A 25,893-nucleotide genomic window follows, 5' to 3' on the forward strand; every position below is an offset into this window, starting at 1 on the left:
GCAAATCGTGTTCCAAAACGTGTTCATTTTGGTATTCGAAGTTAAGCATTTCATTTAAGATAGGCATAAAAAAAACGGTTTAGATCAATCTAAACCGTTGTTTTGCTCACTTCTTTGCTTTGTAGCGGGGACTGGACTCGAACCAGCGACCTTCGGGTTATGAGCCCGACGAGCTACCTGCTGCTCTACCCCGCGATTTGGATTGCAAATGTACAACTTGTTTTCAAAAAAACAATCAATTTTTTAAAATTAAAAATATTTAGGATTACCTTTGTCGTTTATATCTTGAAAATGAAGCATAAAGCAGGTTTTGTAAATATTATAGGGAATCCTAACGTAGGTAAATCCACATTAATGAACGCCTTTGTTGGTGAAAAGTTGTCAATTATTACCTCAAAAGCGCAAACAACACGCCATAGAATTTTAGGGATTGTGAATGGAGAAGATTTTCAAATCCTCTTTTCCGATACGCCTGGCATTTTAAAACCAGCTTATGAACTGCAAACTTCCATGATGGGTTTCGTGAAATCGGCTTTTGAAGATGCTGATGTACTTATTTATATGGTTGAGATTGGTGAAAAGGAATTAAAAGACGAAATCTTTTTCGAAAAAATTAAAACCACTTCTGTTCCTGTACTTTTGTTAATCAACAAAATAGATAAGTCTACCCAAGAAGAAGTGGAAGAAAAAGTAATTTATTGGAAAGAAAAAGTACCGAATGCTGAAGTATATGTGATTTCTGCTTTGGAAAAGTTTAATGTTGACGGTCTTTTTGATCGTATTGTCGAATTATTGCCAGAGTCGCCTGCCTTTTACCCAAAAGATCAGTTAACAGACAAACCTGAACGCTTTTTTATCAATGAAGCCATTCGTGAAAAAATATTGATGCATTACAAAAAGGAAATCCCCTATTCCGTAGAAGTGGAAACCGAAGAATTTATTGAAAGTGACAAAATTATAAGAATCCGTTCTGTTATTATGGTTGAACGCGAAACCCAAAAAGGAATCATTATAGGACATAAAGGTGCTGCCCTAAAACGAGTAGGTGTTGAAGCCAGAAAAGATTTAGAGAAGTTTTTCGATAAAAAAATTCATTTGGAATTGTATGTAAAAGTGAATAAAGACTGGAGAAGCGACAAACGTCAACTTAGACGATTTGGTTATAATGACTAGTTGTTGGTTGTTGGTTGTTATTTTTTTTTGCTATTTCCCTTTTAACTTTGTAAAGTTTCCATCATAAAATCATGGAGTTCGTTCATTTGTTTGTGGCCTGTTCTTTTTCCTATTCTGCCCAAAAAATACATTAGAATCCATAAAATTGGTAAGGCCAAGGTGGTTATTAAAGCTGTTTTATAATCGCTTTTTAAAGACCATTGCACATAGGCAGCTATTGAAAACCCAATAAAAGCCACCGCCATGGCAAAATGGATAAACATAAACAACGTCCATACTTGCGGCTTAGGCCCAAACAATCCTTTTACAATTGATTTATTTTCTGAAATTTTTTCAATTTCTATATTCAATTGCGGCGACCAAAAATGATTTTCTTCAGTAGGAACATCAATTATTATGTGTCCGTCACTAATTTTAGAGCAATACCTGCAATCTGCATCTTTTAAGTTTTCTGCAAATTTCGCAATCAGTTTTTGCTGATTTTCCTCATAATTCATTTTAAATCTGGGACGAAGATATATATCGCTGCTTTTTTGTTCATTCATATAATTCAATTTTTTCAGGATTGAAATATACTGTTTTTTATTACATGTCTAATTTAGAATTGATAACACCTAAATTTTCAAAATAAAAAAGCGTAATTTTGCAAAAAATTAAAAAACACATGAGTAATATTGTAGCCATTGTAGGAAGGCCAAATGTTGGGAAATCAACATTGTTTAATCGTTTGGTAAAACGAAGAGACGCCATTGTTGATTCGGTAAGTGGTGTTACGCGTGACAGACATTACGGAAAAAGTGATTGGAACGGAAAGGAATTTTCCGTAATTGATACAGGTGGATATGCCATTGGTTCCGGAGATATTTTTGAAGAAGAAATCAGAAAACAGGTTCAACTTGCTATTGATGAAGCCGATTATATCATATTTGTTGTTGATGTGGAAGAAGGGATTTCACCTATGGATGTTGAGGTTGCCAATATGCTTCGCAAAATAAAAAAGCCGATTTTTATGGCCATTAACAAAGTTGACAATTCTATGCGTGAAGCAGATGCTGTAGAGTTTTACAACCTTGGATTGGGAGAATATTTCACGCTTTCCTCGATTAATGGAAGCGGTACCGGTGAACTTTTGGATGCCCTTGTTACCGAAATGGATGAAAAAGTTGAAGAAGAACACGATTTGCCTAGATTTGCCGTTGTTGGAAGACCAAATGCAGGGAAATCCTCATTTATAAATGCGCTGATTGGTGAAGAAAGAAATATTGTAACAGATATTGCCGGCACAACACGCGACACTGTTGACACAAAATACAATCGTTTTGGATTTGAATTCAATTTAGTGGATACTGCCGGAATCAGAAAAAAATCGAAAGTTAAAGAAGATTTAGAGTTTTATTCGGTCATGCGCGCCGTAAAAGCCATTGAAGAGTGTGATGTTGCCATTTTGGTGGTTGATGCAACCCGCGAATTTGAAGGACAGGATGAAAATATTTTTTGGCTTGCAGAAAAAAACAGAAAAGGAATTGTAATCTTGGTAAATAAATGGGATCTGATTGAAAAAGAAACCAATACCATGAAGGATTTTGAAGCTAAAATAAGAGAAGAAATTGCACCATTTAAGGATGTGCCAATCATTTTTATTAGCGCCTTAACCAAACAACGTGTTTTTAAAGCCATTGAAACTGCTGTTGAAGTTTTTGAAAACAGAAAAAAACGCATTCCAACTAGTAAGTTAAATGAAGCTATGCTGGATATTTTTAGACAAAATCCGCCCCCTTCTATTAAAGGTAAATTCGTCAAAGTTAAATTTTGTACGCAGTTACCAACTCCAACACCGCAGTTTGTGTTTTTCTGTAACTTACCTCAATATGTTAAAGAGCCATATAAACGCTTTGTTGAAAACAAAATGCGCGAAATTTTTAACTTTACAGGAGTTCCTGTAGTCGTTTATTTCAGACAGAAGTAAAACCCTGACGGGAAGCTAAAAGTTTGAAAGTCAGAAGGCCGAAGTAGAAAGTTCAAAAGCAGAAAAAAACAGAAGTGAGAAAAGACCGCAAGAACTTTTGGCCGCGAGCGTAAAAGAAAAAATTCTGTCATTTAAATCATCTTGTTTGTTAACAATAAACTGTAATTTTAGTGTTTATTGTTAAAAATTACAGTTTATGGATGACGCGCTGTTATATAGCAGGTTACAATTTGCTTTTACGATAACTTATCATTATTTATTTCCCCAACTTACTATGGGACTGGCCTTAATCATCGTTATTTATAAAGGTCTTTACTTAAAAACCAATCAACTTATCTTCAACGATTCCGCAAAGTTTTGGGCAAAAATATTTGCTGTTAATTTTGCGATGGGCGTGGTTACCGGTATTCCAATGGAGTTTCAGTTTGGAACCAATTGGGCGCAATTTTCAGAACGCACAGGAAATATTATAGGCCAAACCCTTGCTATGGAAGGCATGTTCTCTTTTTTTCTGGAATCATCTTTTTTGGGATTATTTTTATTTGGAGAAAAATTACTGGGCAAAAAGCTTCATTTTATGACGGCTTTTTTAATTTTTATTGGGGCGTGGGCAAGTGGTTATTTAATTATTGCGACACATTCCTGGATGCAAAATCCGGTAGGTCATGAGATTTTGGCAAATGGCAAATTTGTATTGAAAAACTTTTCCGATTTATTTTCAAATCCGTGGTTATTACCCTCTTTTTTTCATAACCAAATGGCTTCATTAGTGACCACTTCATTCGTAATTGGAGGTACGGGCGCTTTTTACTTGTTGGTAAAAAAACACCATCAATACGGACTATTATTCCTAAAAACAGCCATTATAACAGGCGCTATTTCAACTTTGTCTGTTGCTTTTCCAACGGGAGATTTATTGGCGCAGCAAGTGGCGAAAAAGCAGCCAATCACTTTGGCCGCCATGGAAGGATTGTTTGATGCCGAAGAAGGCGCGCCAATCGTTTTAATTGGCCAACCAAATATGGTAACACAGCGATTGGATAATAAAATTGAAGTTCCTAATCTTTTGAGTTTCCTAACCTATCAAAGATGGAACGCTGAAATTAAAGGGCTGAACGATTTCCCGAAATCAGAATGGCCAACTAACATCCCAGGTTTATACTATTCATACCATATTATGGTTGGGTTGGGTACCATTTTTATCGGAATAATGCTTTTGGGTGTCTGGTATTTATGGCGTAAAAAATTAGAACTGCAACGTTGGTTTTTATGGGTGCTGCTATTTGCGATTCCATTCCCTTACATTGCAAATACGGCGGGTTGGTATACTTCTGAATTGGGCCGCCAACCTTATTTGGTGTATGGTTTGTTCAAAACTGCCGATGGTGTTTCAGAAAACGTTTCCGCAGGTAATTCTTTATTTACTTTGTTGGGATTTGTAGGGCTTTATCTGGTTTTAGGATTTATTATGTTAATACTGGTTGGTAAAATTGTGTATAAAGGCCCGGAAACAACTATAAAAACTACTTAAATGGAAATAACTTGGTATGTGATTTTATGCTTTATGCTGGTTATGTATATCGTATTGGACGGATTTGATTTTGGCGCGGGAATTATACATTTATTTTTCGCAAAAACAGACGAGGAGAAAAAACAAGTTATGAGAGCCATTGGCCCGTATTGGGACGGAAATGAAGTTTGGCTTGTTGCCACCGGAGGCGTTTTATTTGCGGCCTTTCCAACATTATACGCTTCGGCTTTCAGCGGTTTTTATTTGCCGCTCATCTTTATTCTTTGGCTGTTTATTTTTAGGGCGCTTGGCATTGAATTTACCTACTTAATCAATCACGAATTATGGATAAAACCCTGGCAAAAAGGTTTTGGGATTTCCAGTTTGTTATTGGCATTATTTTTTGGAATTACCTTCGGTAATATTATCAGAGGCGTAAATTTAGGTGGTGTTGAAAACGGCGTAGCACAATTTAAGCATCAATACTCTTTTTTCACGCCTTTGTGGGATGGCAGTTTTTCACCATTTGCAGAACTTCCGGGTGTCATGGACTGGTTTACCCTGACCATTGGGTTGGTTGCAGTTTTAACCTTAACCATTCATGGTGCCTACTGGATAATTTTAAAAACGGAAGGTGATTTTGTGAAAAAACTGCAATCAAAAATAGTATCACTTTGGTTAGTTTTACTGGTTTTTATTCTCATTTCGTTGTTCGCCTTTATGGCTATGAAATCCTTCAATCAAGAACTTTTTGTCCAGCACCCTACTGCTTATATATTGCCTTTTATGGCCTTGTCGGGTTTCATCGGAATGCTTTTATTTGCAAAAAGCGAAAAGCATTGGCTGGGATTTACAAGTTCAACCTTATTTATTATTAGTGGTATAGGAAGTGCCGTTACCGCTATGTTTCCCGTTGTGTTGCAAAGCACAAATTCACAAATTCCTTCGCTCACCATTTACAACACCTCATCAGAAACCTATGCTTTACAGGTAGGTTTGATATGGTGGATTATTGCTTTTGTGTTAATCCTGGTTTATGTCACTTTTGTGCACCGCGTTTATAAAGGCAAATTAACGGAAAAACATGATCATCATTAAAAAAGTTAGATATTAGAAGGTTGAAGGTTGAAAAAAGAGAAGAGAGCACAGACTCAAGACCTTTTTGACTGCAATTCTGCAAAACACTTTTAACCGCAAGAAAAAAAAATAAACTATTTAATTTCCCGATTGTAATAGCCCAAAATAAATCCTAAAACTAGAGACCAAATTGCGGCCAAACCAATTTGATAGGGTTTGTCTAACATAAAAGTAAGGGTATGTGCAGGAATCCAAAACCAAATTAAAGAAAGCATTCCTTTATCAATATTTTTCCAGTTGTTTTGTTTGGCTATAAGATTGTCAAGAAACCTATGAAAAAGAACCAGAAACAAACCGTATTGTAAATTCATAAATACTGATAAGGCAAACGCATTTCCAAACAATCCCATCTCTGGAACTAAATGGTGCGCAACCAGATTTTCCAGAAACCCCTGATAGCCTACAAAAGCATATTTAATGGTGACGGCAATGATTGCCCATTCCAGCATTTTTAATGCAATAATCGGCAACTTATAAGGCAAGAATATTTTACCTTGTTGCATCCATTTAGAGATGATATCTCCCAAAGTACCCAATAGGGCAAATTGTATCATGGCACTATAAATTGGGTATGCTGTTACAAATTCAACGTATAAATTCATTGAGGATTAAAATTAGAAGTAAATAATATAAAAATGTCACTTAAGATTACCAGCCGCCACCTGCGCCGCCACCACTAAATCCGCCGCCGCCAAAACCACCGCCGAAGCCGCCACCGCCAAAACTTCCGCCACTTGATCCGCCGCTGCCAAAGCCGCCTCTTCCAGCCCGGCTCAAAAGTATGGCTGTTAAAATATCCATTCCTGTTGTATCTTTTCTAAACCCTTTACCTTTGTCGTTTCCGCCTTGATCTTTATTTTTCTTTGAAAAAACGACCAATAAAATTATAAAAATAATGGCTATAATAAATGTACGCGGAATACCCGAACTTTCATCTTTAGGCGATTTTTTGCTTTTATAAGTCCCTTTTAATATCTCAAAAACAGCATCAGTTCCTTTGTCTAAACCGGCATAAAAATCTCCTTTTTTAAATTCGGGAATAATAACATTTCTAACCAATTCACCGGTAATCCCCGCCGTTAGTTTATGTTCTACGCCATATCCCGGCGCAATCCATATTTTTCGTTCTTTATTGGCCAACAACACAAAGACACCATTGTCCTCTTTTGCCCGTCCAATTCCCCATTGATGTCCCCATTTTGGCGCCAAAATTCCAATATCTTCGCCATTTATAGTTTCTACGGTAACCACCACTATTTGGGTTGAAGTGGAATCGGAATATTTGATTAATTTGTTTTCGAGCGTCGATTTTTGTTCGCTTGTCAATAGTTTTGCATAATCGTAAACACTTGTCTGCACTTTTGGTTTTTCGGGAATGGTGAATTGCCCAAAAGCAACCTGCGCCAACAAAATGGTTATAAAAAATGTAATCTGTTTTATCGTCGATTTATACATCATTAGTTATTATCCTTTTGAAATTTCATTAGATAATTCGTCAGAGTCATTAGAGTGATAAGGGAAAAATTCTTTTAATTTGTTTCCAACTTCAGTGATGGCCAACACCAAACCCAATGCAAATTCTTCCTTTTTGAAATAAGAAAGCATCAACTCCTTTTCAGCATCCCAAAAGTTTTCCGTCACTTTCGCGTGGATTCCCTCATCGCCTAAAATGGCAAACTTTTTACTTTCAACAGCCACATAAAACAATACGCCGTTTCTTAATTCCGTTTTTTCCATTTCCAACAAATGAAAAACCTCCAAAGCTCTTTCCTTTGGAGGTAAATCTGTTTTATTTTCAATATGGACACGGATTTCGCCCGAAGTGTTATTTTCTGCCACTTCAATCGCTTTAATAATGTCTTGTTCTTGTGCGGTTGTTAAAAAATCTTCAATTTTTGACATTTATTCTTTTTTTCCAAAATCAAATTTTACTTCAGGGGCATTTTCTGCGCCGGCTTCAGCATCAAAATAAGGTTTGCCCTCAAAATTAAAAATTCCCGCCAATATTGAATTTGGGAATCTCTTTACGTGATTATTATATGGTTTTGTAGCTTCATTAAAACGTGTACGGGCCGTTAAAATCTGATTTTCAGTACTTGCTAATTCGTCCTGCAGTTTCAGGAAATTTTGATTTGCTTTTAAATCAGGATAACGTTCAACCGTTACCAATAAACTTTTTAAAGCACCACTTAAACCTCCCTGAGCCTGGTTAAACTGAGTCAGTTGCTCAGGTGTAATATTGGTTGGGTCAATTTGTACTGATGTTGCTTTTGCACGTGCTTCAATTACTTGGGTTAATGTTTCTCTTTCAAAATCGGCAGCACCCTTAACAGTGTTTACCAGATTTCCTATCAAGTCATTTCTTCGTTGGTAAGCTGTTTGTACATTCCCCCAACTTTCAGAAACACTTTCATTTAACTGAATTGTTGTGTTGTAAAATCCTTTTACCCAGCTATAACCTGCAAAAGCTATTACTGCTAAAATTATTACGGGTATTAACCACTTTTTCATTTTTTTCGATTTTTAATTGTTTATAATATCCTTTAATTTAGTTTACCAAAAAGCAATTTCGTTACAATGCTGTCAAAAATATTTTTAACCAATTTGGCTTTTAATTTTAATCAGTTCTTCTTTAATGCCCTCTAAACGTGTGATGATTTCCTGATTGTCTTTCGCGGCTTTTGGATGCTCTTTCATTTTGTTTTTTGCTCCCTCTAAGGTAAATCCTTTTTCTTTAACCAAATGATAAATCAGCTTTAGATTTTTGATGTCTTCCTGAGTAAAAAGGCGATTACCCTTCTTGTTTTTTTTAGGTTTTAAAATGTCAAATTCATTTTCCCAAAACCGAATATGAGACGTGTTAACGCCAAATGCGCTGGCAACCTCACCAATTTTGTAATATCGCTTTTCAGGTAAATCTATATGCATTAGTCAAGAGATTGTCCTTCAATTTGTGCTGCTTTTTGCATAGCTTCAAATTCTTCCGGCGACAAGTTTCCGTAGTAAAAATTAATAGGATCTATAGCTGTTCCGTTTTTATAAATTTCATAATGCAAGTGCGGACCTTGTGAACGCCCCGTATTTCCAACAAAACCAATTAAATCTCCCCGTTTAATTTTTTGGCCTCTCCTTACATTGTAATTACTTAAATGCGCATACAGGGAAGTATAGCCAAAGCCATGTTCTATTCTGATGTGCTTTCCGTACCCTGCAGCGTTTTGGTCGGCCCTTTCCACATAGCCATCACCTGATGCATACACTGGTGTTCCCACAGGGGAAGAAAAGTCCATTCCCTTATGTTTCTTTCTTGCTTTTGTAAAAGGGTCAGATCGCCATCCGTACCCCGAAGCCATTCGTGTTAAATCTTCATTTTTAACTGGTTGAATGGCGGGTATTGCAGCCAATAATTTTTCTTTATCTGCCGCCAATTTTACAATTTCATCTAACGATTTTGACTGTATATACAACTGCTTTGACAAGATGTCCATGTTTTTGGTAACATCAATAATCATTTCAGAATTGTTAAAACCTTCAAGTGCTTTATAGCGGTTTATTCCTCCAAAACCCGCCTTACGCTGTTCGTCAGGAATGGGATTTACTTCAAAATATAAACGGTAAATATTGTTGTCTCTATCTTGTATATCAGCCAAAACATCTCCCATCTGAACCATTTTCTTGGCATGCAGTTCTTCATTTAATTTTACAAATTCCAACTGTCGTTTTAATTCTTTTTCTTTGGGAGATTCAAAAATTGCGGTAAAAACAACAAAACCCAGTATCATAAAAACAGTTGCGCTCGCTAAGGTCAACACAAATTTCTTTATTTGCTCCCTTTTTTTTGGCCTTATCTTTTGATAGGATAGCGTCTCTGAATCGTAATAATATTTTACCTTCGCCATTGTATAAAAATTATATTATTTTTGCGTTATAAAACAACAAAATATGCGACAATATTTTGAAGCATAAACGACAAATTTACAAAATGTTTTACACAATTGGTATGCCCCTTATTATTTAGCATATAATTAACAAATAAGACTATAGTCAAAAAAATTAAAACCATCGCCACAATACCTGCCGGCAAGGGGCAGAACCAGAAGCAATTAGACGATGACCATTAAAAAGAATATTATATATGAAATCACAACTCGTACGTCAACAATTTTTAGATTTTTTTGCTTCAAAAAAACATGCTATCGTTCCATCATCACCTATGGTATTGAAAAACGACCCAACGCTTATGTTTACCAATGCGGGCATGGTTCCGTTTAAAGAGTATTTTTTGGGACAAAAAACCGCTGCTGAAAAACGTGTTGCCGATACCCAAAAATGTTTACGGGTTTCAGGAAAGCATAACGATTTGGAAGAGGTGGGCAAAGATACTTACCACCACACTATGTTTGAAATGTTGGGAAACTGGAGTTTTGGAGACTATTTTAAAAAAGAAGCCATCGCCTGGGCTTGGGAATTGTTGGTTGATGTTTATAAAATAGATAAAGACTGTTTGTATGTCACCGTTTTTGAAGGCGCGGAAGATGAAGGTTTGGAATACGACCATGAAGCATACGATTTGTGGAAAAAATACATTGGAGACGACAGAATTATTAACGGAAACAAAAAAGATAACTTTTGGGAAATGGGTGCGCAAGGCCCATGCGGACCTTGTTCCGAAATTCATGTGGATATAAGATCTGCTGAAGAAAAAGCGAAAGTTTCAGGTAAAAGTTTGGTGAATAATGACCATCCACAAGTGGTAGAAATTTGGAATCTGGTTTTTATGGAATTTAACCGAAAAGCAGATGGGTCACTGGAAAAATTGCCAGCAAAACACGTAGATACCGGAATGGGTTTTGAACGTTTGTGCATGGTGCTTCAAAAGAAACAATCCAATTACGATACAGATGTTTTTACACCGCTAATCAGAGAAATTGAAGCCATTACCAACAATGAATATGGCATAAACGAAGAAACCGATATTGCCATTCGCGTGGTTGCCGATCACGTTCGTGCAGTGGCCTTTGCGATTGCCGACGGACAATTGCCTTCAAATACAGGAGCCGGTTATGTCATAAGAAGAATTTTGCGACGTGCAATTCGTTATGGATTTACTTTTTTAAACACCAAAGAACCGTTTATTTACAAATTGGCGACTACCTTGAGTCATCAAATGGGAGACTATTTCCCTGAAATGAAATCCCAAAAACAATTAGTGACCAATGTAATTAAAGAAGAAGAAAATTCGTTCTTGCGAACTTTAGATCAAGGATTGGTTTTATTGGACGGTATTATTAAAAATACCAAAGGAAAAGAAGTTTCGGGTAAAAAAGCCTTCGAACTATTTGATACTTTTGGTTTTCCTATTGATTTAACCGCTTTGATTCTTTCTGAAAAAGGAATGACTTTGAACGAAACAGCTTTTAAAGAAGCATTGGAAAAACAAAAAACCCGCTCAAGAGCTGCAGCAGTTGTTGAAACAGATGATTGGGTTATTTTGTATGATGATGCCGAAGAAGAATTTATTGGTTATGACACGCTTGAAGCAAATGTTAAAATAACCCGTTACCGAAAAGTTTCGTCCAAAAAAGAAGGCGATTTGTACCAATTGGTGTTTAATATGACGCCTTTTTATCCTGAAGGTGGCGGACAAGTAGGCGATAAAGGTTATTTGGAAGTGAGCAATGGAAACGTCATTTATATTGTTGATACCAAAAAAGAAAACAATTTAATTATTCATTTTGCTAAAAGTTTGCCCAAAGATCCGTCTCAAACTTTTAAAGTTGTTGTTGATGAAAAACAACGATTCAGAACCGCATGCAATCATTCTGCCAGCCATTTATTGCACCAGGCATTGCGTGAAATTTTAGGAACTCATGTGGAACAAAAAGGATCTGCGGTGCATTCAAAAAGTTTGCGTTTCGATTTTTCGCATTTTGCAAAATTAACTGCTGATGAATTGAGCGCTGTGGAAGATTTTGTAAATGCACGCATTGATTACAAACTTAAGCTGGAAGAATACAGAAATATCCCCATTGAAACTGCCTTAAAGAAAGGTGCGATGGCATTGTTCGGCGAAAAATACGGAGATACAGTTCGCGCTATTCAGTTTGGTAAATCGGTGGAGCTTTGCGGTGGTACGCATGTTCAAAATACCGGCGATATATGGCATTTTAAAATTGTATCTGAAGGTGCAATTGCGGCAGGAGTTAGACGTATTGAAGCCATCACGGGCGACGCCGCAAAAGAATTTTTTCTTGAAAATAGTCAGTCTTTTTCTGAAGTCAGAGAGGTTTTAAAAAATACTAAAAACCCGGTAAAAGCCATTACCGATTTACAGGAAGAAAATACCGCCTTAAAAAAGCAGGTTGAAGCTTTGCAAAAAGACAAAGCCAAAAATTTGACCGGTGATTTAATAGCATTGGCTGAATCTATTAACGGTGTTAACTATTTGGCCGTGAAACTGGATTTAGACCAAAACAGCATTAAAGATTTGGCATTTGATCTTGGAAATAAAATTGAAAACCTGTTTTTGCTGGTAGGAACCGAAGCTGACGGAAAGGCCTTTTTAACCTGTTATATCGATAAAAATTTGGTGGATGAAAAACAGTTGGATGCCGGGAAAGTGGTTCGTGAACTGGGTAAATTAATTCAAGGCGGCGGCGGCGGACAAGCTTATTTCGCAACTGCAGGAGGTAAAAAACCTGAAGGAATTGAAGAAGCTTTGAAAGAAGGAAAAAAATATGTTGTTTAAAACTAAGTTAAATAGGCAATAGGCAATATAGGCAATAGGCAATAGGAATTAGGCATTAGGCAATAGGCAATAGTTAAATATTAGAAGTTAGATATTAGATATTAGATATTAGAAGTTAGAAGTTAGAAGTTAGAAGGTAGAAGTTAGATATTAGAAGTTAAAAAAGAAAGAGCACAAGCCTATAAAAGAGCGAAGAAAGACTGCAAGTTAAAAGTTAGAAGCTAAACGAGTAATCAAACATGCCGAACGCAGGCGGTAAACAATTCAAAAAATGAATTTTAGAACGAACATACAACTTCAAAAAGAAGAAAATCAAATTGATTATGCTTCTAAATTGTTGTTAATTGGTTCTTGTTTCTCAGAAAATATCAGCAAAAAACTGGCTTATTATAAATTTGATGTTGCCAGCAATCCGTTTGGCATTTTATTCAATCCAAAAGCCATTGAAACTTTAATTGAGAATTCATTAAATGAAAAAATATATACTGATCGTGATGTTTTTCTTTTAAATGAACGTTGGCATTGTTTTGATTCACATTCCGATTTAAGCGCCGTTGCTAAAAATGAATTGATTTTCAATCTTAATTCAGCCATTAAATCAACAAATAAGCAACTCAGCGAATCAACGCATATTATCATTACTTTAGGAACTGCCTGGGTTTACCGATTTATTGAAACCAATGCCATCGTTGGCAATTGCCATAAAGTTCCACAAAAAAAGTTTGTAAAAGAACTGCTCTCCATCGAAGAAATTTCCGTTTCATTAAAAAATATATGCAATCGAATTTCAGAAGTTAATCCGAAGGCAACTATTATTTTTACAGTAAGTCCTGTACGCCATATAAAAGATGGTTTTGTTGAAAATTCACAAAGCAAAGCGCATTTAATTTCGGCAATTCATGAAACCATAAGTATTGTTAATGGGCGCTATTTTCCTTCCTTTGAAATGATGATGGATGATTTGCGCGATTACCGTTTCTATAACAGCGATATGATTCACCCCAATGAAACTGCCGTTGATTATATTTGGGAACATTTTATGCGCGCTTGGATAAATGAAAATACGGCTTCCATCATGAAAGAAGTTTACAGTATCCAAAAAGGATTGGCGCATAAACCCTTCAATCCGAATTCAGAACAACACCTGAAGTTTTTGTTAGACCTAAATCAAAAAATTCAAGTTTTAAAAAACAATTATAATATTAAATTTTAGGTGATCCATACTTTCAAAAAAAACTTTATTTAGGGTTATTATTCAGATAATCTAAAGTTAAATTTACAAATGTTTTTACGCCTAATATCATTCCGCTTTCATCAATATAAAAATCCGGAGTATGGTGTGCTGAAGCGTCTTCAGATTTAAGGTTAACCGGCTTTCCTCCTAAGAAAAAATAAAATCCCGGGACTTCCTTTTGAAAATATGAAAAATCCTCAGCACCGGTAATGGCAGCCATTAAATGTACGTTTTTTTCACCTGCAGTTTTTTGTAAGGTAGGTAACATCTCATTTACAAGTTCTACATCATTGTAAGTTATTAGCGTCGCTTCCTTAATTTCTATTTCTGCTTTAGCACCAAAAGCCTCCGCAATTGCTGGTACGCGATGCATCATTTCATCATTTAATTTTTTCTGCATTCCAAAATCCAATGTTCTAATAGTTCCTGTCATTTCTACTTCTTCAGGAATAATATTGTTGCGTACGCCTCCATGAATCATTCCAATTGTAATAACTGCAGCTTCTTTTGTCAACTCCGTATCTCTGCTAATAATTGTTTGCAAACCATTTATTATTTGAGCGGAAACAACAATTGGATCAACTCCTGCCCAAGGTCTGGCTCCATGCGTTTGCTTTCCTTTTACTTTAATTACAAAGCGTTGCGCTGCTGCCATTGCACCTGCTGGTTTATACCCTATAACTCCAACATCAGTCCCAGAAGCTATATGCAATCCGAAAATAACATCAACATCAGGGTTTTTTAACACACCTTCTTCAACCATTAATTTAGCGCCTCCTTTTTCTCCTTCTGGAGGTCCTTCTTCCGCAGGTTGAAATATAAATTTTACAGTTCCATGAATATCATTTTTTATTTTAGACAAAACTTCAGCTGTTCCCATTAGAATAGCAATATGTGTATCATGTCCACAGGCATGCATTACACCTGTCTCAATTCCATTGTATGTGCTTTTAACTTTAGAAGCAAATGAAACAGGCGTTCTTTCTGTAACTGGAAGTGCGTCAATATCTGCTCTTAAAGCCACAACTGGTCCAGATTTACCTCCTCTTAAAATACCTACTACTCCGGTATGAGCAACATCTGTTTGCACTTCTAATCCTAAGCTTTTTAGATAGTTGGCAATTTTCTCTGCAGTTTTAAATTCCCTGTTAGATAACTCCGGGTTTTCATGGAAATCTCTTCTCCACTCAATCACTTTAGATTCAATATTAGAAATAAGGTCATCTACTTCTTGACTTTGAGCATTAAAAGTCATAAAAAATAGTATGGCTAGTTTTTTCATTATAAATATATTTTTTTTAAATATATAAAAAATTATGAAACGATAATGTTTTTAAAATTTAATTCTAATAAAAGCTCTGAAAATCAATGTTCTATATCCAAATTACAACCTAAACTTCATGTAAAATATCGCAAATAACAAAAAAAAAGAGAAGCAATCGCTTCTCTTTTTTTGTTATGTATTAGTTTAATTTTTAGCTTACAAACTTTGCAACATTTTGCCAAGGACCTCCGTTAATAACGTCTATACCCTGTTGCTTTAAAAAAGAGGTTGCCTGTCCGCTTCTCGCACCGCTTCTGCAAACTGCAATTACCTTTTTATTCATTTTTTTTATCTCTGCCACTTTTGAAGGAATAGCATTTAACACCATGTTTTTTGAGCCTTTTACATGTCCTTCTCTAAACTCTTCGACTGTTCTTACATCTATAACAACAGCACCTTCTTTTAAATATTCTTCAATTGAAGCGCTATCATTTCCTCCACCAAATAATCCAAAAAAACCCATCCTTTTTAATTTTAAAATTTAGGCAAAGATAATTCAATAAAACCGTACTTTGGCAACTATAGTTACGCTATTTTGAAATTAAGCATATTCCATTCGCGATAAGCTGTTCGTGCTTTTTAATTTTTTTAAGCTGTGTTAAATAGCTTAAAATTTCGGTTTCTATTACTGTATTTGATTGGTAAACAACCTCATACATTTCCAACGGCAATAACCAATCAGAGGTGAAATTAGCTTTAAGTTTTTCAAAAATTAATGAAATTCTTAGAAAATCTACTTCAACTGTTTTTCTCATTTCAGCAATTTCTTTATACATTTTATGCAATTTTATTTCTTCTTCCGAATAAGAAATTTTATGCGTTTTAATGGCAGAAACTTCTCCCATATCCTTAAACGAATTTACGGAAGCCGGTCCGGCATGGGCCGAAATAATTTCTTTTCCCACAGCCATATCGTAAATCCCCCATTCTGGCTGAAACAATACTTTATCGTTATGTGTTACCGTACAATTATTAAAAGAAATCAGTAAAATTTTCCCTTTTAAATCCCGTTTCCCTGTAATAACTTCTCCTTCCACTTTAATATTTCCTTCAAAAAGCAAGCTCGTTTTTTTGCCTTCATAAATTCCGTAAACTTCCAAATCCTTGGGAAACATGTCCTCAATAGCCAAATTAATGCCTTTTAATTTTCCTAGCGGACTGCCAAAACCTTCTGCATGATAATCTATTCCGTGCCCGATCAATTCCTTGTCCCTACTCGCCAAAGCAGTTGGCCCGACAGTTTGAATATAAATGGGTTTGTTATTGTCATCTTTAATCACATTTGAAAAAACTCCAGATATTTGCAGACCTGTACTTAATTCTACTGTTCCAATATTTTTAGATTTTATTAATTTTTGAACACCTGTCAATCCGCCTCTTCTCAATGCCATTTTATTGGCAAATTCTTCCAGCACAAAACTTAAATGCGCAAAATCGGGTGTCACAAAAAGCTGCGGCTGAGGTTTGGTAATGTCGAAATTTTGAGTTGCTGCATCAATGGTGTAAGGAACTTTTTTAACTTGATTCGTTAAGCACTTTTTGCTTTCACCTATGGAAGAAAGCAATCCCGCGCCATATATCTTCGGACTTTCCAGCGTTCCAATTAAGCCGTATTCAACAGTCCACCAATGTAAATTTCTTATTTGCGCCATTTCGGAAAGTTCACCCATGGTATTTTGCAATTCTTCCACTTTTTGCTGCGCATTTTCAATTTCAATTTCGGAAGAATTTGGATCTTCTTTTAAAATAGAAAGCAGCCTGATGGCTTCATACATCTCATAATCTTCCGAAGAAGAAATTGCCTTACAGCCTATTTCGCCAAACCTGCGCAAATATTCGGCATATTCCGGATTTGCAATAATTGGTGCATGGCCGGCAGCTTCATGAATAATATCGGGTGCCGGCGTATATTCAAGATGATCAATTGTTCTGATATCGGAAGCAATTACCAACACATTATAAGCCTGAAATTCCATAAAAGCATTTGGAGGAATAAATCCATCTACAGAAACCGCTGCCCAGCCAATGTCTTTTAAAATGCGGTTCATCCCCTCCATTTTCGGAATTTCATTTTCAGAAATTCCTGTTTTTTTCAAGCCTTCCAAATACGATTCGTGCGCCACTTTACTTAAAAAATCAATGTTCATTCGCATCACATAACGCCAAACCGCCTGATTTTGAGCCGTATATTCATCATAAGGCTGTTTAACAATGAACTGGTGCAGGTGTTTTGGCAACCGTTCGGTAACTTTATTGAATTTAATCGCGTTTTTCATTTAATGCTATTTATGCTGTGAATTTACAATTTTAAAATTCTTTTGGAAAATTATCTTAATCTGTCAGTTTCAAATTTTAACCTTCTGACTTATTTTTCGCAATCGATTTAGTAATTTTTAGAAGAATTTAAGGTTCCGTTGTAAAGCGCTTCAATTGAATACTTCGTATCTTTGTGTTTTTCAAAATAACACCTATTTTTATGAACAAGAAAGTGATTTTAATGATTTTAGATGGCTGGGGAATAACTCAAGACCCTAAAGTTTCCGCAATTTATAATGCAAAAACCTCTTATATTGACAGTTTGTACGGCAAATATGCAAATGCAAGTTTGCGCACAGACGGAGAATATGTTGGATTGCCAGAAGGACAAATGGGAAATAGTGAGGTTGGACATATGAATTTAGGTGCCGGGAGAATTGTTTATCAGAACCTGGTTCGGGTGAACATGGCGGTTAAAAATAAAACGCTTGGAAAAGAAACAGCGTTGCTTGATGCGATTTCTTACGCGAAAGAAAACAATAAAAATATTCACTTGTTGGGGCTTGTTTCAGATGGTGGCATTCATTCCCATATTGATCACTTAAAAGGATTGCTTGATGTCGCTGCCGAACACAACATGAAAAATGTGTTTTTGCATGCGTTTACTGATGGAAGGGACTGTGATCCAAAATCGGGCATCAGTTTTATTGAAACCATTCAGAACCATATGAAAGAAACCACCGGTGAATTGGCTACAATTACTGGGCGTTATTTTGCCATGGACAGAGATAAACGCTGGGAACGCATAAAATTGGCTTATGACGCTGTTGTAAATGCCACCGGTGAAAAATCTGCCAATGCCATTAAAAGCATGGAAGAAAGTTATGCTAAAGACGTGACTGATGAGTTTATCAAACCCATCATCATGACCGATGAAAATGGTCATCCGAAAGCACAAATTAAAGCTGATGATGTTGTCCTTTTTTTCAATTACAGAACCGATAGAGGTCGCGAACTTACTGAGGTGCTTACCCAAAAAGATTATCCTGAATTTGGCATGAAAACGCTGCCATTATATTACGTAACCCTAACCAGTTACGACGATACCTTCAAAAATATTCATATTATTTACCATACAGATAATTTAGAAAATACCTTGGGTGAAGTATTGGCAAATGCCGGTAAAAAACAAATCAGGATTGCAGAATCAGAAAAATATCCTCACGTTACTTTTTTCTTTTCAGGCGGAAGAGAAAATACTTTTGAAAATGAAACCCGAATTTTGTGCCCATCCCCAAAAGTGGCCACCTACGATTTGAAACCTGAAATGAGCGCTTTTGAAATTCGTGATGCCATTATTCCCGAATTGGATAAAAAAGAAGTCGATTTTGTGTGTTTAAACTTTGCCAATGGTGATATGGTTGGACATACAGGCGTTATGGAGGCGGCGATAAAAGCTTGTGAAGCTGTTGACAAATGTGTGAAAGATGTGGTTGCGACTGCTTTAAAAAACGACTATACAACCATTATCATTGCCGACCACGGAAATTGCGAAACGATGATAAATCCCGACGGAACACCAAATACATCACACACCACCAATCCGGTTCCCCTAATTTTAGTGGATAAGGATTTGAAACATATTGACGATGGCGTTTTAGGTGATATTGCACCTACCATTTTAAAATTGATGGGGATTGAAAAACCAGCTGTGATGACGAGACATTCCTTAATTTAATTTTGTAGTTTTACGGGAATTTAATTTTTACACCATGAGAACCCTATTTTTTTCGATCTTTATCCTTAGCATTATAAGTTGTTCCGCGCAACAAAACATGGTATTCGCCGAAAAAGACGAAACAGGAAATTTAGTTGGCATCGCCAATAAAGAAAGTTTTCTTGCAGAACCTTATAATGCATGGTTTACGCCAAATTACACAACCTATGAAACCAACAAGGAAGTGATTGAAAAACTGAAACCGCTTTTAAAAGAAGTGACCATAAAAGGTTTTATGGGAACTTGGTGCGACGACAGTAAAGACCAAACACCTGTTTTTTATAAAATTTTGGACGAAGCCGATTTTAACTATAACCAGTTAGAATTAATTACCGTAAACAGAAGTAAATCCACTCCGGATAATTTACAGGAAGGTTTTAATATTGAAAGGGTCCCTACCTTTATCGTTTATAAAAATAATAAAGAAATTGGACGATTTGTTGAATACCCAAGAGCGTCTGTTGAAGAAGATCTTTTAAAAATTGTTAGCGGCCAACCTTACAAACATTCTTATGAATAAAAGCCCCCTAGCCCCCAAAGGGGGAACTGATAATTTTAAAGAAAAAGAGAGATAAAATCCTTAAGAAAGGTTAAAAATCCCCCCATTTTTAAGGGCTTACTCCAAATCCTGAAGCTCACCGAGTTGTTTTAAGATGTCAAAAGTTTTTTTCGCCTCTTCTTCATTAATGGTAGAAATGGCTGCGCCCACATGTACCAATACATAATCGCCAACATTGGCTTCTGGCACCAGGGTTAGGCTCACCTCTTTTATTATTCCATCAAAAGATACTTTCCCTAATCTGAAAGTTTCATCCAGCTGAGAAGTAATTTCTATTAATTTTCCGGGAATTGATAAACACATAATAATTTACGATTTACGATTTTTGAATGTTGCCCTTCAACTCTGCTCGGGGTGTCAGGATTTTTGATTTTGCCTTAAACGTTCAACTTTCAGAATATTTGATTTTTTTCTTTTAATATTCACTTCACTGTTCAAATAAAAACACACCCCCTATCCCCTCTACAAGAGGAGAATTGAACTTTTCAACTTTCAACTTTACAACTTTCAAACTATATTTTCTTTCAACCACGCATACCAAGCCTCCATACCTTCACCCGTGGTTGCGGAAACTTCAAAAAACAGCAACTTCGGATTTACCTGCAACGCATATTTTTTTATACTTTCTACATTTATATTTACATAAGGCAGTAAATCTATTTTATTGATAATACAAATGTCTGAGGTAAAAAACATATCGGGATATTTTATAGGCTTGTCTTCGCCTTCTGTAGTACTTATGATGACAACGCGTTTATTTTCGCCCAAATCGAACATAGACGGACAAACCAAATTGCCCACGTTTTCTATCATTAAAACCGAATTATCCTTTAGGTTCAACTTTTTAACGGCCTCATAAACCATATCGCTTTCTAAATGACAGCCTTTGCCAGTGTTTATCTGAATTACGGGAACATCGAGTGCGGCAATTCTGTTGGCATCATTTAGCGTTTGCTGATCGCCTTCAACAACATAAAATGGAATTTCTGTTTTTAAATCGGCCAAAGTGCGTTCCAAAAGGGTTGTTTTTCCAGAGCCGGGGGAACTTACCAAGTTTAAGGCAAATATATTTTTCGCTTCAAAATAACCCCTGTTTCTGGCAGCTAAAAGCTGATTGTTTTGAAGAATGTCCTGTTCAATTTCCAACACTTTGTGTTTATGGTCGTGGTCGTGCGAATGGGAATGACTGTCATTGTGATGATGATGATGTTGGTCATGAGAATGACCGCCATGATGGTGCTGTTCATCATGAGAATGACCATTATGATGGTGATGATTCTCTTCACCCGGTTTTGAAATAGTTGGACCGTTATTTTCGGTGCCACAGCCACAAGTTCCACACATAATAAATTAGTTTTAAATGACTTCCAATGCTTTTACCCTCAATTCTTTTCCCTGCAAAATACCTTTAAAATAACTGTTGCAGTAGGGGCAAGGATCAAATAAGTTCACCATCTCAAATTCCGTATCGCAATCAACACACTTTCCTTTTCCAGGAATAACAATAATCTCTTTTTCGGCAAACTCAAGGACCGTTTCCTTAATTGCCGATTCCCAAATAAAATTCAAAGAATCAAGTTCAATACCCGACAAAACACCTATTTCAAGTTCAATTTTTGTAACGCTGGTTGCCTTTGCTTTCGCTGTTTCATCTTCAGCAATTTTAACAATCCCCAATGCTATAGATAACTCGTGCATAATTAAAAAAAGGGTTTATATTCAAATATATAAATTATCTGCAAATAAACATATGAATACAAATTATCTTCTGTTATTTTTATTTGGTTTAAATAAACATTGCGGATTAATTTATCTTATTTTAAATCATTCTAAATTAAGGAGTTACGTGAATTTATCCAAAAAAATTTATATTTTAGCTCTGTGCTTTTTTTAAAGTGGAAAGCACAAGAGTAAAAAGTCTTTATTATTACTTAATAACTTTACTTATGCCTACCAAAAAAGAACAACGAGACACCTACTACGAAAGCATCATTAAACAAGGTTATAGCCGTAGAGATTTCCTGAAATTTTCTACTTATATGGCTGCTTTTATGGGCTTGGAATCAACTATGGTTGGACAAATAGCTGAATCTTTGGAAAAAACACCCAGAATACCTATCATTTGGGAACACTACCAAGAATGCACATGTTGCAGCGAATCTTTTATCAGGTCGAACCACCCTATTGTGGCCGATATTATTTTAGACAGAATCTCCTTGGATTACACATTAACGTTAATGGCGGCTTCCGGACATCAGGCTGAAGCAGCTAAAAAAGCAATCATGGATAAATACAAAGGAGAATACATTCTTTGTGTTGAGGGTTCAATTCCTTTAGGTGATGACGGAAATTATTGCTGTATCGCAGGAAAATCGGCAAAAGAAACATTTTTGGAAGCCGCTGAAGGGGCAAAAGCAATTATTGCTTGGGGCAGCTGTGCATCTAACGGATGCATACAGGCTGCAAAACCAAATCCTACAGGCGCAACGCCTATTCATAAAATAGTAAAAAACAAACCTATTATAAAGGTTCCCGGTTGTCCGCCAATTGGTGAAGTTATGGCTGGTGTCATCATGCATGTGGTTGCCTTCGGAAGATTGCCTGAGTTAGACCGATTGGGAAGACCAAAAGCATTTTATGGAAAACGGGTACACGACAGTTGCTACCGACGCCCTTATTATGATGCCGGATTATTTGCGGAAACCTTTGATGATCAAAATTCCAAAAATGGTTATTGCTTATATAAAGTTGGATGCAAAGGGCCTATGACTTACAACTCTTGCGGAACTATAAAATGGAACAATGGCGTTAGTTATCCTATTCAGTCTGGTCACGGATGCATAGGATGCAGTGAAGAAAATTTCTGGGACAATGGACCATTCTATGAAAGAACAACCAACGTCCCTGGTTTTGCAGTGGAAAGTAACGCAGATACGGTTGGAAAAGTTGCCGCAGGTGTTCTTGCAGGAGGTGTTGTCGTACATGCAATTGGCGCAAATATCTCTAAGCGAAAAGAGCTTTCAGACAGAACCAAAAGAGGTAAAACCAATGAAAAAAATATTGATTTCTAAAACATAATACAATGGCAAATAGAATAGTAGTTGACCCAATTACCAGAATTGAAGGTCATTTAAGAATAGAAGCTGAAATTAAAGACGGTGTCATCGTAGATGCCTTTAGTTCCAGCACCATGGTTAGAGGTATAGAAAGTATTGTTAAAGGACGAGACCCCAGAGATGTTTGGGCTTTTGTGCAACGTACCTGCGGCGTTTGTACTACAGTTCATGCACTAACATCAGTAAGAGCCGTTGAAGATGCTTTGGGAATTGCTGTCCCTCCAAATGCCGAAATGGTTCGAAATATTATGGAAGGTGCTTTATATATGCATGACCATACCGTTCACTTTTATCATTTACACGCATTAGACTGGGTAGATATTGTAAATGCCCTAAAAGCCGATCCTAAGAAAACATCTGAAATAGCGCAGAGTATTTCAAATTGGCCAAAAAGTTCTCCAGGCTATTTTTCCGATGTGCAAAAAAGAATTCAAAAATTTGTGGAAAGCGGACAATTAGGAATTTTCGCTAACGGTTATTGGGGACATCCCCAAATGAAATTGCCTGCCGAAGTTAATTTATTGGCAGTCGCCCATTATTTGGAAGCCTTGGAATGGCAAAAAGAAATCGTAAAAGTACACACCATTTTCGGCGGAAAAAATCCACACCCAAATTATTTGGTTGGCGGTATGGCTTGTGCCATAAACTCAGATGGCGCCGGAGGTTTAAATGCCGAACGATTGGCATATGTAGGAAAATTATTAAAAGAAGGGAAAGATTTTATCGACCAGGTTTATATTCCGGATTTATTGGCCATCGCTTCTTTCTATAAAGATTGGGGAGCCATAGGAAAAGGATTCGGAAACTACATGTCTTATGGCGATTTCCCAACAAATGGCTATGCTGATATGTCAGGCTTTAAATTCCCTTCAGGTATTATTTTAAATAATGACTTGTCTAAAGTCCTTGATGTTGATCATAGAAACAGTGATGAAATTGAAGAATTTGTAAACAACTCATGGTATGATGATTATGCGGAAGGAAAAGACAAAGGAAGACATCCTTGGGAAGGGGAAACCAATATCAAATATTCTGGACCTAAACCTCCTTACGAATTTTTAAATGTGGAGGAAAAATACAGTTTTGTTAAAACGCCACGCTGGAAAGGATTGCCAATGGAAGTTGGCCCACTTGCCCGTTTATTGGTAGGTTATGGAAGAGGAAATAAAGAAATTCAAGATGCCGTAAATGGCGCCTTGGCACATTTAAATGTTCCTGTTGATGCCTTATTCTCAACTTTGGGAAGAACTGCCGCACGCGGAATTGAAACCCAATTGGTAGCAAAATGGACCATTGAATTCTATGATACTTTAATGAATAACATTAAGAATGGTGATGAACGCATGGCAAATACAGACAGTTGGGAACCTTCCAGCTGGCCAGATGAAGCCAAAGGTGTTGGGTTTATGGAAGCTCCACGAGGCGCATTGGCACATTGGATAACCATTAAAGATAAAAAAACAGAAAATTATCAAATGGTAGTTCCTTCTACATGGAATGCTTCTCCACGAGATCCAAAAGGACAGCGTTCGGCTTATGAAGCTGCCTTAATTGGTACACCTGTGGCAGATCCTGAATTGCCATTAGAAATTATACGTACCATCCATTCTTTTGATCCTTGTTTGGCTTGTGCCGTACATTTATACGATGAACACGGGAATCATATTTCCCAGGTTCAAAATATTGCAAGTTGTGACAGTTAAACTATAAATTATGGAAACTAGAAATTTTAAACGCGTGTTGGTTTGGGAATTGCCGGTTCGGATTTTCCATTGGATAAATGTACTCTGTATTTTGACGCTTACCCTTTCGGGATTTTTAATTGCCAATCCGCCCGCACTTGTTTCAAGTGCAGAAGCTACAAATTTGCATTCCTTTGGAATTGTTAGGTATATTCATTTTATCGCTGCATACATTTTCTTTTTTAATATGATTTTACGCGTGTATTGGTCATTTGTAGGAAACCAGTTTGCAAGTTGGCGCGCCTATTGGCCTTTCACAAAAAAAAGCTGGAGTAATTTAAAGCACGTATTAAAAAATGATATTTTATTAAGGAATGATAAGAATCCCGAATTAAAAAATATCAGCATTGGCCATAACAGCCTTGCGGCAGTTTCCTATATTGGCCTGTTTTTAATTGCATTAATTTCAGTTTTTACAGGTTTTGCACTATATGCTGACACATCAACCTGGTGGTTGCCAAAAATGTTTAGTTGGGTAACGCCCTTATTTGGTGGGGACTTTATGGTTCGCAACATCCATCATATTGCGATGTGGGGATTTATATTCTTTACTTTAATACACGTGTATTTGGTATTTTATCATGACTGGTTAGAAGGTCGCGGGGAAGTATCCTCTATGTTTGGCGGCTATAAATTCGTTAGTGAAGAGCGATTAAAAAAAGCGAAGGAAGAAGAAAAAAAAGAATAATTAATAATAATAATAACCAAGCCTTAAAGCGAATTCATTCGACCACTGCTTTTTTAAGTTGAATGAATTTGCTTTTTTAAATTTATAAAAATGAATACCCTAAAAAGAACTCCAATTGCCATCAGCAGCGATTCCTATTTTTTTGAAAAAGACAAATCGAACAGTATTTTAATTCTTGGCGTAGGCAATTATTTAATGGGAGATGAAGGTATTGGTGTTCACGTAATGCAAGAAATGGCTAAAATAAAATTGCCTGAATATGTTGATATTTTAGATGGAGGAACTGGCGGATTTCTTTTACTGAATTGTTTTGAAGCCTACCAAACCATTATTTTTGTGGATGCCACTATGGATGGAAAACCTGCAGGAACCATTTCGCTGATTCGGCCAAAATTTGCTTCTGATTTTCCTTCAGCATTAAGTGTTCATGATGTTGGCTTAAAAGACATGATTGAAGCCGTTTATTTAATGGATGAAAAACCAGATCTTCATTTGTTCACCGTTTCCATTGAAGAATTGGTGCCTATGACTATTGAATTGAACCCAAATGTTAAGAATGCCATTCCCAAAATTATTGAACAACTATTAACGCATGCGGAAGCACTTCACCTGAAAAATGTATAATTTGGTTGTTGGTTGTTGGTTGTTGGTTATAAAGTGTTA

The 25,893-nt window shown here is 36.3% G+C and carries 25 protein-coding genes and 1 tRNA gene; 12 read left to right on the forward strand and 14 right to left on the reverse strand.

Features of this window, described 5'->3' with window-relative positions; translation table 11 throughout:
* Window positions 1–122: 122 nt before the first annotated feature.
* Window positions 123–195: transfer RNA gene (locus ABY285_RS00005), tRNA-Met, on the reverse strand.
* Between the two features lie 96 nt (window positions 196–291).
* On the opposite strand from ABY285_RS00005, the gene era reads away from it, so the two are divergent.
* The gene (gene era, locus ABY285_RS00010) at window positions 292–1,173 is read left to right on the forward strand and encodes a GTPase Era (RefSeq protein WP_372765721.1); all 882 of its coding nucleotides are present in this window, start codon (window positions 292–294) and stop codon (window positions 1,171–1,173) included.
* A 41-nt stretch (window positions 1,174–1,214) separates the two neighbouring features.
* On the opposite strand, the gene ABY285_RS00015 is transcribed toward era, so the two are convergent.
* Window positions 1,215–1,718, reverse strand: coding sequence for a GTP-binding protein (locus ABY285_RS00015; protein WP_372765722.1), 504 nt, complete (start codon window positions 1,716–1,718; stop codon window positions 1,215–1,217).
* Window positions 1,719–1,837: 119 nt separating this feature from the next.
* On the opposite strand from ABY285_RS00015, the gene der reads away from it, so the two are divergent.
* The 3 genes from der (at window position 1,838) to cydB (ending at window position 5,747) form a co-directional block, all read left to right on the forward strand.
* Window positions 1,838–3,139, forward strand: coding sequence for a ribosome biogenesis GTPase Der (gene der, locus ABY285_RS00020; protein ID WP_372765723.1), 1,302 nt, complete (start codon window positions 1,838–1,840; stop codon window positions 3,137–3,139).
* Between the two features lie 196 nt (window positions 3,140–3,335).
* Window positions 3,336–4,670: a cytochrome ubiquinol oxidase subunit I gene (locus ABY285_RS00025; protein ID WP_372765724.1), complete on the forward strand. Its 1,335-nt coding sequence runs from the start codon at window positions 3,336–3,338 to the stop codon at window positions 4,668–4,670.
* Window positions 4,671–5,747 (forward strand): cytochrome d ubiquinol oxidase subunit II, encoded by a 1,077-nt coding sequence (gene cydB / locus ABY285_RS00030; protein ID WP_372765725.1) that lies wholly within the window; start codon window positions 4,671–4,673, stop codon window positions 5,745–5,747. It abuts the gene before it with no gap.
* A 113-nt stretch (window positions 5,748–5,860) separates the two neighbouring features.
* Here the strand turns inward: cydB and ABY285_RS00035 are convergent, their stop codons facing one another.
* The 6 genes from ABY285_RS00035 to ABY285_RS00060 all read right to left on the reverse strand — a co-directional run bounded on the left by ABY285_RS00035 (window position 5,861) and on the right by ABY285_RS00060 (window position 9,685).
* On the reverse strand, window positions 5,861–6,388 hold the full coding sequence (locus tag ABY285_RS00035) for a hypothetical protein (RefSeq protein ID WP_372765726.1): 528 nt from the start codon (window positions 6,386–6,388) through the stop codon (window positions 5,861–5,863).
* A gap of 46 nt (window positions 6,389–6,434) precedes the next feature.
* On the reverse strand, window positions 6,435–7,241 hold the full coding sequence (locus tag ABY285_RS00040) for a YgcG family protein (RefSeq protein WP_372765968.1): 807 nt from the start codon (window positions 7,239–7,241) through the stop codon (window positions 6,435–6,437).
* 9 nt (window positions 7,242–7,250) lie between these two features.
* Window positions 7,251–7,688, reverse strand: coding sequence for a TPM domain-containing protein (locus ABY285_RS00045; protein ID WP_372765727.1), 438 nt, complete (start codon window positions 7,686–7,688; stop codon window positions 7,251–7,253).
* Window positions 7,689–8,297 carry a LemA family protein gene (locus ABY285_RS00050; protein ID WP_372765728.1) on the reverse strand — a complete coding sequence of 203 codons (609 nt, stop codon included), beginning with the start codon at window positions 8,295–8,297 and terminating at the stop codon, window positions 7,689–7,691.
* A gap of 84 nt (window positions 8,298–8,381) precedes the next feature.
* Window positions 8,382–8,714, reverse strand: a complete 333-nt coding sequence (locus ABY285_RS00055) for a MerR family transcriptional regulator (RefSeq protein WP_372765729.1) — start codon at window positions 8,712–8,714, stop codon at window positions 8,382–8,384.
* On the reverse strand, window positions 8,714–9,685 hold the full coding sequence (locus ABY285_RS00060; protein WP_372765730.1) for a M23 family metallopeptidase: 972 nt from the start codon (window positions 9,683–9,685) through the stop codon (window positions 8,714–8,716). Before ABY285_RS00060 ends, ABY285_RS00055 begins: the two co-directional genes overlap by 1 nt.
* A gap of 236 nt (window positions 9,686–9,921) precedes the next feature.
* Here ABY285_RS00060 and alaS point away from each other — a divergent pair, with 236 nt between their 5' ends.
* Both alaS and ABY285_RS00070 read left to right on the forward strand, forming a co-directional pair.
* The gene (gene alaS / locus ABY285_RS00065; RefSeq protein WP_372765731.1) at window positions 9,922–12,534 is read left to right on the forward strand and encodes an alanine--tRNA ligase; all 2,613 of its coding nucleotides are present in this window, start codon (window positions 9,922–9,924) and stop codon (window positions 12,532–12,534) included.
* 271 nt (window positions 12,535–12,805) lie between these two features.
* The gene (locus ABY285_RS00070) at window positions 12,806–13,747 is read left to right on the forward strand and encodes a GSCFA domain-containing protein (RefSeq protein WP_372765732.1); all 942 of its coding nucleotides are present in this window, start codon (window positions 12,806–12,808) and stop codon (window positions 13,745–13,747) included.
* A 25-nt stretch (window positions 13,748–13,772) separates the two neighbouring features.
* Here the strand turns inward: ABY285_RS00070 and ABY285_RS00075 are convergent, their stop codons facing one another.
* From ABY285_RS00075 to ABY285_RS00085, 3 genes are all read right to left on the reverse strand, one after another.
* Window positions 13,773–15,050 carry an amidohydrolase gene (locus tag ABY285_RS00075; RefSeq protein ID WP_372765733.1) on the reverse strand — a complete coding sequence of 426 codons (1,278 nt, stop codon included), beginning with the start codon at window positions 15,048–15,050 and terminating at the stop codon, window positions 13,773–13,775.
* A 193-nt stretch (window positions 15,051–15,243) separates the two neighbouring features.
* Window positions 15,244–15,555, reverse strand: a complete 312-nt coding sequence (locus tag ABY285_RS00080; RefSeq protein ID WP_372765734.1) for a rhodanese-like domain-containing protein — start codon at window positions 15,553–15,555, stop codon at window positions 15,244–15,246.
* A gap of 67 nt (window positions 15,556–15,622) precedes the next feature.
* Complete coding sequence (locus ABY285_RS00085; RefSeq protein WP_372765735.1) at window positions 15,623–17,368, reverse strand: aromatic amino acid hydroxylase; 1,746 nt, start codon at window positions 17,366–17,368, stop codon at window positions 15,623–15,625.
* Window positions 17,369–17,568: 200 nt separating this feature from the next.
* On the opposite strand from ABY285_RS00085, the gene gpmI reads away from it, so the two are divergent.
* Window positions 17,569–19,086 (forward strand): 2,3-bisphosphoglycerate-independent phosphoglycerate mutase, encoded by a 1,518-nt coding sequence (gpmI, locus tag ABY285_RS00090; RefSeq protein ID WP_372765736.1) that lies wholly within the window; start codon window positions 17,569–17,571, stop codon window positions 19,084–19,086.
* Window positions 19,087–19,183: 97 nt separating this feature from the next.
* Window positions 19,184–19,645 carry a thioredoxin family protein gene (locus ABY285_RS00095; RefSeq protein ID WP_372765738.1) on the forward strand — a complete coding sequence of 154 codons (462 nt, stop codon included), beginning with the start codon at window positions 19,184–19,186 and terminating at the stop codon, window positions 19,643–19,645.
* A gap of 96 nt (window positions 19,646–19,741) precedes the next feature.
* On the opposite strand, the gene ABY285_RS00100 is transcribed toward ABY285_RS00095, so the two are convergent.
* From ABY285_RS00100 to ABY285_RS00110, 3 genes are all read right to left on the reverse strand, one after another.
* Window positions 19,742–19,987, reverse strand: a complete 246-nt coding sequence (locus ABY285_RS00100) for a HypC/HybG/HupF family hydrogenase formation chaperone (protein WP_372765740.1) — start codon at window positions 19,985–19,987, stop codon at window positions 19,742–19,744.
* 204 nt (window positions 19,988–20,191) lie between these two features.
* Entirely contained in the window at window positions 20,192–21,028 is an 837-nt protein-coding gene (hypB, locus tag ABY285_RS00105) for a hydrogenase nickel incorporation protein HypB (protein ID WP_372765742.1), read from the reverse strand.
* Window positions 21,029–21,040: 12 nt separating this feature from the next.
* On the reverse strand, window positions 21,041–21,382 hold the full coding sequence (locus ABY285_RS00110; RefSeq protein WP_372765744.1) for a hydrogenase maturation nickel metallochaperone HypA: 342 nt from the start codon (window positions 21,380–21,382) through the stop codon (window positions 21,041–21,043).
* Window positions 21,383–21,630: 248 nt separating this feature from the next.
* Between ABY285_RS00110 and ABY285_RS00115 the strand changes: the two genes are divergently transcribed.
* The 4 genes from ABY285_RS00115 to ABY285_RS00130 all read left to right on the forward strand — a co-directional run bounded on the left by ABY285_RS00115 (window position 21,631) and on the right by ABY285_RS00130 (window position 25,854).
* Window positions 21,631–22,755 (forward strand): hydrogenase small subunit, encoded by a 1,125-nt coding sequence (locus ABY285_RS00115; protein WP_372765746.1) that lies wholly within the window; start codon window positions 21,631–21,633, stop codon window positions 22,753–22,755.
* Window positions 22,756–22,766: 11 nt separating this feature from the next.
* A complete protein-coding gene (locus ABY285_RS00120) occupies window positions 22,767–24,503 on the forward strand; it encodes a nickel-dependent hydrogenase large subunit (protein ID WP_372765748.1) in 1,737 nt (578 codons plus the stop codon).
* Between the two features lie 10 nt (window positions 24,504–24,513).
* Complete coding sequence (gene cybH / locus ABY285_RS00125) at window positions 24,514–25,230, forward strand: Ni/Fe-hydrogenase, b-type cytochrome subunit (protein ID WP_372765750.1); 717 nt, start codon at window positions 24,514–24,516, stop codon at window positions 25,228–25,230.
* 90 nt (window positions 25,231–25,320) lie between these two features.
* Window positions 25,321–25,854: a hydrogenase maturation protease gene (locus ABY285_RS00130; RefSeq protein ID WP_372765752.1), complete on the forward strand. Its 534-nt coding sequence runs from the start codon at window positions 25,321–25,323 to the stop codon at window positions 25,852–25,854.
* Window positions 25,855–25,893: the final 39 nt, after the last annotated feature.

Origin of the sequence: Lutibacter sp., from assembly GCF_041555395.1 — a bacterium.
GTDB lineage: Bacteria > Bacteroidota > Bacteroidia > Flavobacteriales > Flavobacteriaceae > Lutibacter.